Annotated in this window: 12 protein-coding genes; 1 reads left to right on the top strand and 11 read right to left on the bottom strand. The window is 67.9% G+C overall.

What is annotated here, in order from left to right:
• The 4 genes from PHQ87_RS11655 to PHQ87_RS11640 all read right to left on the bottom strand — a co-directional run.
• Positions 1–784: SDR family oxidoreductase (locus tag PHQ87_RS11655; protein ID WP_300234358.1), on the bottom strand; the 784-nt coding region annotated here is incomplete at its 3' end.
• A 22-nt stretch (positions 785–806) separates the two neighbouring features.
• A complete protein-coding gene (lptC, locus tag PHQ87_RS11650) occupies positions 807–1,430 on the bottom strand; it encodes an LPS export ABC transporter periplasmic protein LptC (RefSeq protein ID WP_300234354.1) in 624 nt (207 codons plus the stop codon).
• Positions 1,427–1,996, bottom strand: coding sequence for a 3-deoxy-D-manno-octulosonate 8-phosphate phosphatase (locus PHQ87_RS11645; RefSeq protein WP_300234351.1), 570 nt, complete (start codon positions 1,994–1,996; stop codon positions 1,427–1,429). Before PHQ87_RS11645 ends, lptC begins: the two co-directional genes overlap by 4 nt.
• Before the next feature lie 5 nt (positions 1,997–2,001).
• Positions 2,002–3,000 (bottom strand): KpsF/GutQ family sugar-phosphate isomerase, encoded by a 999-nt coding sequence (locus tag PHQ87_RS11640; protein WP_300234348.1) that lies wholly within the window; start codon positions 2,998–3,000, stop codon positions 2,002–2,004.
• Positions 3,001–3,048: 48 nt separating this feature from the next.
• On the opposite strand from PHQ87_RS11640, the gene PHQ87_RS11635 reads away from it, so the two are divergent.
• A complete protein-coding gene (locus tag PHQ87_RS11635) occupies positions 3,049–3,594 on the top strand; it encodes an adenine phosphoribosyltransferase (RefSeq protein ID WP_300234345.1) in 546 nt (181 codons plus the stop codon).
• 7 nt (positions 3,595–3,601) lie between these two features.
• Here PHQ87_RS11635 and PHQ87_RS11630 read toward each other — a convergent pair whose 3' ends face one another.
• From PHQ87_RS11630 to rpmH, 7 genes are all read right to left on the bottom strand, one after another.
• The gene (locus PHQ87_RS11630) at positions 3,602–4,261 is read right to left on the bottom strand and encodes a hypothetical protein (RefSeq protein ID WP_300234342.1); all 660 of its coding nucleotides are present in this window, start codon (positions 4,259–4,261) and stop codon (positions 3,602–3,604) included.
• Positions 4,262–4,343: 82 nt separating this feature from the next.
• Complete coding sequence (locus tag PHQ87_RS11625) at positions 4,344–4,826, bottom strand: cyclic nucleotide-binding domain-containing protein (RefSeq protein ID WP_300234339.1); 483 nt, start codon at positions 4,824–4,826, stop codon at positions 4,344–4,346.
• 107 nt (positions 4,827–4,933) lie between these two features.
• The gene (mnmE, locus tag PHQ87_RS11620) at positions 4,934–6,340 is read right to left on the bottom strand and encodes a tRNA uridine-5-carboxymethylaminomethyl(34) synthesis GTPase MnmE (protein ID WP_300234336.1); all 1,407 of its coding nucleotides are present in this window, start codon (positions 6,338–6,340) and stop codon (positions 4,934–4,936) included.
• Between the two features lie 72 nt (positions 6,341–6,412).
• Complete coding sequence (gene yidC / locus PHQ87_RS11615) at positions 6,413–8,107, bottom strand: membrane protein insertase YidC (protein ID WP_300234333.1); 1,695 nt, start codon at positions 8,105–8,107, stop codon at positions 6,413–6,415.
• A complete protein-coding gene (gene yidD, locus PHQ87_RS11610; protein ID WP_300234330.1) occupies positions 8,104–8,394 on the bottom strand; it encodes a membrane protein insertion efficiency factor YidD in 291 nt (96 codons plus the stop codon). The genes yidC and yidD overlap by 4 nt, the downstream gene beginning before the upstream one ends.
• Positions 8,378–8,809 carry a ribonuclease P protein component gene (locus PHQ87_RS11605; protein ID WP_300234327.1) on the bottom strand — a complete coding sequence of 144 codons (432 nt, stop codon included), beginning with the start codon at positions 8,807–8,809 and terminating at the stop codon, positions 8,378–8,380. Before PHQ87_RS11605 ends, yidD begins: the two co-directional genes overlap by 17 nt.
• A 78-nt stretch (positions 8,810–8,887) precedes the next feature.
• A complete protein-coding gene (gene rpmH, locus PHQ87_RS11600) occupies positions 8,888–9,022 on the bottom strand; it encodes a 50S ribosomal protein L34 (protein ID WP_066096666.1) in 135 nt (44 codons plus the stop codon).
• Between the last annotated feature and the right edge of the window lie 279 nt (positions 9,023–9,301).

Here is a 9,301-nt window from a genome sequence, read left to right as displayed (position 1 = left end):
CGGTCTGGCGGTGCTTGCGAGGCCGCCCCTGCAACAGACGATCGAACAGCGGATTGGGCAGCAGGCGCAGCAGCTTGGCCACCACGCCCATCTGCCAGGGAATCACACGGTAGCTGTCGCCCGCCTCAATGGCCCGGAAAGCGCGGTCGGCGAAGGCCTGCGGCGTCATCAGGAAGGGCATGGGATAGCGGTTCTGGCGGGTCAGTGGCGTGTCCACGTAGCCGGGCAGTAGGGTCACAACGTTCACGCCCGTGCCTCGCAGCTCGCCACGCAAACTCTCGCAATAGGCCACGACGGCCGCCTTGCTCGCGCAGTAGGCGCCGTGCCCGGGCAGGCCCCGGATGGCCGCCACGCTGGCCACGCCCACCAGGCGGCCCCGACCGCGCCGGCGCATGGCGACGATGAAGGGTTGAAAGGTCGCCGCCAGACCGGTGTTGTTGGTGGCGAAGGTGCGCGCCATCACGTCGAGATCCGCACGCTCGGCCGTGTCCACGCCGACGCTGATGCCCGCGTTGGCGATCACCACGTCAGGCACCCCCTGCACCCGCAGACAGGCATGCCCCGCCGCGACGATGCTGTCGATGTCCGAGACGTCCGCGCCATAGGCGCGCCAGCGATCAGCCGCCAGACCGGCCTCGGCGGCCCAGCGCCCGATCTCGGCGGTGCGGCGGGCCACCAGCGCCAGCCGCCAGCCGGCGGCGGCGTAGCGGGCGGCCAGTGCCTGCCCGATGCCGCTGGAGGCACCGGTGATGAACACCAGAGGAGCGTCGTCGCACCGGTCCATGGCGTGCCGGGTTCGGCCCGCCTCAGGGCCGGGGCGCGAAGGTGGCGTTGACCCGGCCTTCGAAATCGGCCACGCGTGCATCGTCGCCGGTGTAGTCCAGCGTGTCGGCGGTGATCTGGTCGTTGCCACGGATCAGCAGCACCGGCTGGTCCGACATGATCCGCTCGATCGGCTCGGTCAGGACCCGCAGAACCGGACCATGGAACTCCACCCGGGGAATCAGGCGGCCATCCGGACCCCGACCGGCCCGGCGCACCACCACGGCATCGCCTTCCAGCAGGAAGTCGTTCTGCTCGTCGTTGCTGGTGATCTGCAGGGCGGTGGCCGAACTGACCAGGCCCTTGTCCGATACCGAGCGGATCCGGGCATTGTCGATGACCAGGGTCTCGTTGTGCGGGTAGTGGCGCCCCTCCGTGCCACGCATCTCGCTCTTGATCCGGCCGTTTTCATCGAAGCCTTTGATGGCGAAGCCCCGCATGTAGAAATCCGGGTGCTCCGTGACCGGGCGTTCCGGCTCGGGCTCCAGCGGCCTCGGGGTGACGCGCAACAACCAGTAGCTGGCCAGGGCCAGCAAGCCCATGAGCATGACCGGCAGGTAGATGGACAGGCGCGAGAGCAAATCCTGCATGCGCTTGAGCAGCTTCATTGGCAGGCCTCTTCGAACAAGCCGGCGTAGACCCCCCGGGCGGTCAGCAGCAGGTCGCACACCTCGCGCACGGCGCCGGCACCGGCAGGTCGCTGCGTCACGTGGTGGGCCAGGGCCAGCACTTCCGGATGCGCGCCGGGGGGGCAGACCGCCAGCGCGGCGCGGCGCAGCACCGGCAGGTCGGGCCAGTCGTCGCCCACGGCCGCGGCGGCGTCCCAGCCCAGTCCCAAGCCGTCCAGGATCGCCTCGGCCGCCGGCCGCTTGTCTTCGGTGCCGAAACGGGCGTGGACGACGCCCAGGGCCTGCAGGCGCAGGCGCAGGGCCGCGGAATCACGGCCGGTGACCACGGCCGGCGTCACGCCGGCGCGCTGCAGCAGCTTGATGCCATGGCCATCCAGGGTGTGGAAACGCTTGATCGTCTCGCCCGCTTCGGTGAAATACAGCCCGCCGTCGGTCAGCACCCCGTCCACGTCCAGCAACAACACCTTCACGGGCTGGGCGCGCAGCAACAGCTCGGGCGCGAAATGCTGTACCGGCCGGGGCATGGACATAGCGGGCGCGTTCATGTCGTTCAAATCACTTTCGCGCGCATCAGGTCGTTGCTGTTCAGGGCTCCGACCAGCCGGCCAGCGTCATCGACCACCAGCACGCTGGTGATGCGGCCAGCCTCCATCAGGTCGGCCGCCTCCACCGCCAGCGCGTCCTGCCGGATGGTGCGCGGGTGATGGTGCATGACCTCTTGCGCCGTCAGCGTGCGCAGGTCAACCTCGTTGCCGGTCTTCTCGATCAGGCGGCGCAGGTCACCGTCGGTGAAGACACCCAGCACACCGTCATCGGCACCGACCACGGCGCTCATGCCCAGGCCCTTGGCGCTGATCTCGCGCATCAGGTCCATCAGGCCGGCCTCGGGCCGCACGCGCGGCAGTTGGTCGCCACTGCGCATCACGTCGGCCACATGTGTCAGCAGCTTGCGCCCCAGGGCGCCCCCCGGGTGCGAGCGCGCGAAATCGTCGGCCCGAAAGCCCCGCGCGTCCAGCAGCGCGACGGCCAGCGCATCGCCCAGCGCAAGCTGCGCCGTGGTGCTGGCGGTGGGCGCGAGGTTGTGCGGGCAGGCTTCTTTCTCGACCGCAGCGTCGAGCACGACATCGGCATGGCGGGCCAGGGTCGATTGCAACCGCCCCGTCATGGCCAGCAGCGGTACGCCCATGCGCTTGATCAGCGGCAGAATGGCCGTCAGCTCCTCGCTCTCGCCACTGTTGCTGATGGCCAGCACCACGTCGGCCGCCGTGATCATGCCCAGGTCACCGTGGCTGGCCTCGGCCGGGTGAACGAACATCGCCGGCGTGCCGGTGGACGCCAGCGTGGCGGCAATCTTGCGGCCCACGTGGCCGCTCTTGCCCATGCCGGTGACCACCACCCGGCCGGTGCAGCGCAGCACCGTGGCGATCGCCTGATCGAAGCGCTCGTCGAGCCGCTGGGCCAGCGCCTGCACCGCCCCGGCCTCGATGGCCAGGGTCTCGCTGGCCATCTGCCGGGCGCGAACGGAATCGAAGGTCGGGGGGACACGCATTCACTGATTATCGCGCCTGGGCACACCGGGGCGCCCATAATCGGCACCATGGATACCTCCGCCTATCTCAAGTCGCATATCCGCACCGTGCCCGACTGGCCCGCGCCGGGCGTGCAGTTTCGCGACATCACCCCGCTGCTGCAGGACCCCAAGGTGTTTCGCGTGCTGATCGACACCTTCGTGCACCGCTATATGGACCCGGCCCTGCGCCCCGACGTGGTGGCCGGCCTGGACGCGCGCGGGTTCATCATCGGCTCCGTGCTGGCCTACGAACTGGGCGTGGGTTTCGTGCCGATCCGCAAGAAGGGCAAGCTGCCCTTTCGCACGGTCGAGGAAACCTATGAACTGGAGTACGGCAGCGCCACGGTGGAGTTGCACACCGACGCGGTCAAGCCGGGCGACCGTGTGGTCCTGATCGACGACCTGATCGCCACCGGTGGCACCATGATGGCCGGACGCCGTCTGCTGGAAAAGCTGGGCGCCGAGGTCACCGAGGGCGCGGCGATTGTCGACCTGCCCGAACTCGGCGGTTCGCAGAAGCTGCGCGACTCAGGCCTGCCACTGTTCACCCTGATCGACTTCGAAGGACACTGAACCGGCGTCAGAGCCGGCCGTACTGGGTGTCGCTCAGGGCGGTGAAATCGCTGTGCGCTTCAGGTACCGGCTCGCGCAGGCCATCGTCGCTGTTCGCGCGCGGCCCCCGCCAGGGCTGGGGCGGCTGCGCCAGCGCCTGGCGAAACGCCCTCACCTCATCAGCATCGACCGGCTGCACCGGCGTCGCGGTCTGGGCGGCTCCGGGCCCCGCTTTCACGAGCGCATCGTTCCGTGTCTGGCTCGCCATGGATGCCCGCAGAGCCGTGCCCCGCTGTTCGGCGGAGGGCTTGCGCCGCCAGTAGATCGCCGGCACCTCCATGGCATGGCGCGAGCGGGCGCTTTGCTGCACCCAGCGTTCGATCTCCAGCAGGTACTCGCTGGGCATGGTCTCGGCCGGCAGGGCCAGATCGACCAGCACCAGGAACTTGTCGGCATTGGCATCCAGCGCCAGCACCTTGAACTCGTAACTGGTGGACAGCACACCACCGCGGATCATGCATTCACGCACGATGCCGAACAATTGCTCGCGCCGCAGGATGCGCCGGCCGCGCCGTGGCGAGATGAGCGGCAGCGTGGTTTGCGAAAACGAGCGGCGGGCCTTGTCTTTGCCGCCTGCGCGGTTACCGGCATGGCCGTTGCGGCCGCGGATCCAGTTCAGAAGGGACATGTGGTATCGGTGGTGCGCAATGAAATGCGCGGCTGGCAAGTCATGGAATGGATGGTGTTCGACCATTGGCCGGGGCCTGGCCTCATGTGACCGCAACGCGTTTGGGCCGGTTGTACATGCGGCGCGCCAGCACCGCCGACATGCCCATGACCAGTTCCAGCGCGATCTCGGGATGGCGCGTGGACAACTCGCGAAACCGCAGGGGTGTCAGGCACCACAGCCGGCTCGGGTTGTTCACGCTGACGGTGGCGCTGCGGGGCAGATGGCTGAAAAAAGCCCCCTCCCCCAGCACGGAGCCCGGACCGACCATGGCCAGCCGGATGCGCTCCTTGGCATCTTCGTAGTGGACGGTGAGGTTGCCGCTTTCCACCAGATACAGCATGCGGTCCTTGGTGCCCTGCTCCATCAGCGTCTGACCGGCCTGCATCTGGATCGGCTGCAGGTAATCGGCCAGCACCTTCCACTGGGGCGGCCCCAGGTTCAGGGGCACGGCATCCAGGGCATGGCTCTGGGACATGGCCCGGGCCAGATCCTGGATATCGAAGGAAGGAAGGGCAGCGCTCATACGCTGCAGCTTATCGGGCCCAAGCCGGTACCACAAGGAGAAAGTTGCAAGTGTTTACATTTTGACTCCAGGCGGCGCCCCAGGGGCGCCCAATGGCCTCGAGCTGTTTACTTTCCGATGCAAAAACGCGAAAAAATCTCGCCCAGCAGGTCGTCGGCGCTGAACTCGCCCGTGATTTCGCCCAGTGCCACCTGGGCCAGGCGCAACTCCTCGGCCAACAGGTCCAGGTGTTCGGCCTGGGCGGCCAGCAGGGTGTCGGCGGCCTCCAGGTGAGCGCCCACCCGGCGCAAGGCCTGCAGATGGCGCTCGCGGGCCATGAACAGGCCGTCGCCCGCATGCTGCCAGCCGGCCATGGCCAGCAGGCGCTGACGCAGCGCTTCGAGCCCCTCGCCGGTGCGCGCCGACAGCGCCAGGTCGCCTTCGCCCAGGTGCTGTACCTGCGGCGTGCCCTGATCCAGCTTGTTCCACACATGCACCACCGGCACACCGTCCGGCAGCCCCTCGCCAATGAGGGCATCGGCCGCGCGGTAGTCGGGCTGCCCGCAGCGCGTGAGGTCGTGCAGGAACAGCACCGCGTCGGCCTTCCCGATCTGGTCCCAGGCGCGCTGGATGCCGATGCGCTCCACCTCATCGACGTCCTCGCCCTGGCGCAGGCCCGCCGTATCGATCACGTGCAGCGGCACGCCCTCGATCTGGATGGTCTGTTGCACCACATCACGCGTGGTGCCCGCGATCGGCGTGACGATCGCCAGTTCGGCGCCCGCCAGCGCATTGAGCAGCGAACTCTTGCCCGCGTTGGGCTGCCCGGCGATCACCACCCGCAGGCCGTCGCGCAGCAGCGCGCCCTGCCGTGCCTCGGCCCGCACCGCGTCCAGCGAGGCGCGCAGTCGGGTCAATTGCCCGGCCGCATCGGCCTTCTGCAGGAAGTCGATCTCCTCCTCGGGAAAGTCCAGCGTCGCTTCCACCAGCATGCGCAGGTGGATCAGGGCATCGCGCAGCGCATGGATGCGCTGCGAAAACACCCCGGCGAGCGAGCGACTGGCGCTGCGCGCCGCCGCCTCGGTGCTGGCGTCGATCAGGTCGGCCACGGCCTCGGCCTGCGCCAGGTCGAGCTTGTCGTTCAGGAAGGCGCGCTCGGTGAACTCGCCCGCGCGCGCCGGCCGCAGGCCCGCCAGCAGGGGCTGTGCGTCAGCGCCGGCCGTCGCGGCCACCTGCAGGCAGCGCGCCAGCAGCAGTTGCAGCACCACCGGGCCGCCGTGACCCTGCAGCTCCAGCACGTCCTCGCCGGTGTACGAGTGCGGCGCCGGAAACCACAGCGCCAGGCCGTGGTCCAGCGGCTGGCCCGTGGCGTCGGGGAAAGGCAGGTAGGTGGCCTCGCGTGGCCGCAGATCGCGCCCGAGCAGCGCCTGCACATACGGCGCCAATCCCTTGCCGGACACGCGCACGATGCCCACCGCACCGCGGCCCGGTGCGGTGGCGATGGCGACGATGGGATCACGGGAAGCGGCCAGCATGGTGCGCAAAGGATACGGCGGAAAAAAGAAAGGGCCCGCGCAGGCAGGCCCATTCTGGCAAATCGCTGTCGTTTACTGCTTCCTGAAGAGCTCGAACGGCAGCGTGATCTTCACCGGCACACCCAGCTTGTGGTTGATGAAGGCCTGCTGGACAATGGTCAGCACGTTGTTGGTGATCCAGTACAGCACCAGGCCGGCCGGGAAGAAGAAGAACATCACCGAGAACATCAGCGGCATCAGCCACATCATCTTGGCCTGCAGCGGGTCGGGCGGCAGCGGGTTCAGGGCGGTCTGGATCAGCGTCGTCGCGGTCATGATCACCGGCAGCACGAAGAACGGATCCTTGGTGGACAGGTCGGTGATCCAGCCGATCCAGGGCGCATTGCGCATCTCGACCGACGACAGCAGCACCCAGTACAGCGCGATGAACACCGGGATCTGGATCAGGATCGGAAAGCACCCGCCCAGCGGATTGACCTTCTCCTCGCGGTAGATCTTCATCATCTCCTGCTGCATCGCCTGCGGATTGCTCTTCAGGCGCTCACGCATTTCCATGATGCGCGGGTTGATCTTCTTCATCTTGGCCATGGAGCGGTAGGCGCTCGCATTGAGCCAGTAGAAGGCGGCCTTGATCAGGACCACCAGCAGCACGATGGACCAGCCCCAGTTGCCGACGAAACTGTGGATCTTCTCCAACAGCCAGTACAGCGGCTTGGCCAGGATGGTGAACATCCCGTAATCCTTGACCAGCTCCAGGCCCGGAGACACCTTCTCCAGCACCTTTTCTTCCTGCGGTCCCACGAACAGGCGGGCTTCGGTCTGGAGGCTGGCCCCCGGCGCCACGGCGGGCAGGGCGGTGATGGCCCCCACGGCATACAGGTTGTCGACCTTGCGCACGAAGTTCTCGCGCGCCGTCCCCTCGGGCAGCAGCCAGGCCGAGGCGAAGTAATGCTGCACCATGGCCACGTAGCCGTCATTGGACGTCTTTTCGAAGTCGGCCTTGTTGTCGTCAATGTGCTTGAACTCGACCTTCTGGTACTTCTGCGCGCTGCTGTAGACCGCCGGACCGGTGAAGGTGGAGTAGAAGGGCGTTTCGCTCTCGGCCTTGCGGCCGTCGCGCACCAGTTGCACGTACAACTGCGGCGTCACCGGCTGCGTCCCCGCGTTCACCAGCTCATGAGCGACGCCGATTTCGTAGCTGCCCCGCTTGAGCGTATAGCGCTTGACCAGACGAACGCCATCGATCTCGGCCGACTCGAAGCGCACCACCAGTTCATCCTGCCCGTCGGCCAGCGCGGTCGGGCCCGGCACCAGCGTCATCGGCGTCTTGTGGTTGGGGAAGTTGCCGCCGATCAGGCCGCTTTGCGCCACATAGGTGTGCTGGTCGTTCTGCGCCAGCAGCTCGAACGCCGGTGAGCCCAGCTCGCCGCTGGCATGCCGCAGCAAGGTGGCACCGATCAGCGAGCCCCCCTCGCTGTTGAAGGTCAGCCGGAAGACGTCGGTCGTCACCTCGTGGCGCTGGGCTGCCGGTACGGGCGCCACATCGGTGGCCGGTGCGCCGGCGACGCTGCCGCCCGCGGCCCCGGAGACCGGAGGCACGTCGGCATTGGCCGCTGCCGCGCCCGCCGGCACCTGGACCTGTTCGGTCACGGCCGCCCCCGGGAAGAAGGTCGGCTGCTTGCCGTTGTGGACCTGCCACTTGTCCCAGATCATGATCAGGGAGAAGCCAAACACCACCCACAGGATGGAACGGCGAATGTCGTTCATGACGGAATCTTCTTTTCTTGGGAGGAAGTCAGGCGGGTGAACAGGCCCGGCACCTGCTCGGGCACGGGATCGCATCCACCCTCGCACCATGGATGGCAGCGCCCCAGGCGGCGCAACATCAGGTAGCTGCCCGCCAGCGCGCCATGACGCTCAATGGCGCCAATAGCATAACGGGAACAGGTCGGCTCGAACCGGCAGGTGTTGCCCAGCCACGGGCTGAGCACCAGACGGTAGGCCCGGATGAAGCCCACCAGCGCACGCCGGGGCCAGTCAGCAACCGGTGCCACGGGCAGCCTCCGGTCGTGGGGCAGGCTTGGTCCGCCGCGCCAGTTGGGCATACAACTGCTCCAGCTCGGCCCGCACGGCCTGCTTGAGCGCGTCGGACGTGGCGCTCACGAACGTCTGGCGGCTGAACGCCGTGCGCAGACGCACCACCAGCGCTGCCTCGGGCAGGCCAACCGTCTGCGCCCGCAGGCGCGCGGTTTCATAGATCTGGCGGCGGATGGCGTTGCGCGTGACGGCCCGTTTGGCCCAGCGTTTGGGCAGCAGAACGCCCACCCAGGTGTCCACCACCGGGAACAGACGACGACCTTCGTGCAGGCTGTCCAAGGACGCGCGATGCAGGGCGAAGTGGGGGGTCTTGGCCACGGGGGCCCCCGCCATGACGGCCTGGAACTGTTGCCGGGACCGGATGCGCTGCATCACCCGCGAAGCAACCGAGGCAGCGGGCTCAGACGACTGAATACCGCGGCGCCCGACATGCGTTCAAGGCGCAGGCAATCAGACGGCCAGGCGCTTGCGGCCCTTGGCGCGGCGAGCGTTGATGACGGCGCGGCCACCGCGGGTCTTCATGCGCACGAGGAAGCCGTGGGTACGGGCGCGCTTGATCTTCGAAGGCTGGTAGGTGCGTTTCATTGCCATGGCGGTACGGTGCCTGCGGCAAGCAGGCAACTAGAAAATGAGGGAAACCCGCAATTATCGCTGCAAACGGGCAGATCGGGCAAGTCCGACCGGCGGGCGGGGGTCAACGGCCCATGACCGGGGCCGCCATCGCCGGCACATCCCGCGCCATGGTGCTGGCCAGCGTCGACATTCCGACGGCCAGGGCCCCGGGGTCCCGGAGCACCTCATCGAGCCGCATTTCCTGCAACACCCCGTGCGGGTGCAGCACGCCCAGGTGCTGCTGGTCCCGGG

Source organism: Hydrogenophaga sp., assembly GCF_028698005.1.
Classification (GTDB): Bacteria; Pseudomonadota; Gammaproteobacteria; order Burkholderiales; family Burkholderiaceae_C; genus Hydrogenophaga.
Note: the sequence above shows the minus strand (reverse complement) of the source record. Positions and strands in the feature narration are given on the sequence as shown.